Raw genomic sequence first — 435 nt, forward strand, 5'->3', positions numbered from 1 at the left:
AGGACGGAACCCAACTCCTTGGCTCACAGAACGACATGGCTACGATCCGACTTGGTCTCGTGGCGGCGCTGGCACTCCATGCACAGCCGGGCCAGCGGCCGGGCCTTCAGCCGCTCGAAGGGGATCGGCGAGGCGCAGCCGTCGCAGCGGCCGTAGGTGAGGGCGGCGATGCTCTCCAGGGCCTCGCGCACGACGCCGGCGTTCCGCTCGGCGGAGACGATGTCGGCCAGCAGCCCGGACTTCTCCGTCACCTCCACCGCGTCGTCGTTCACCGCCGCCTCCAGCTCGGCCAGTTTCTTGGTCCACCGGAAGAGCTGCTCCTCCAGCTCCTCGCGGATCGCGTCGAGCTGGACGGTGCTGAGGTGGGTGGCGGTGGTCATGGTTCCGATGTCCTTTCGCAGGGAGTCCGTTCTCGGGGAGCCGGGCGAGGGCGCG

This window comes from Planomonospora alba (genome assembly GCF_039534085.1).
Taxonomy (GTDB): domain Bacteria; phylum Actinomycetota; class Actinomycetes; order Streptosporangiales; family Streptosporangiaceae; genus Planomonospora_B; species Planomonospora_B alba.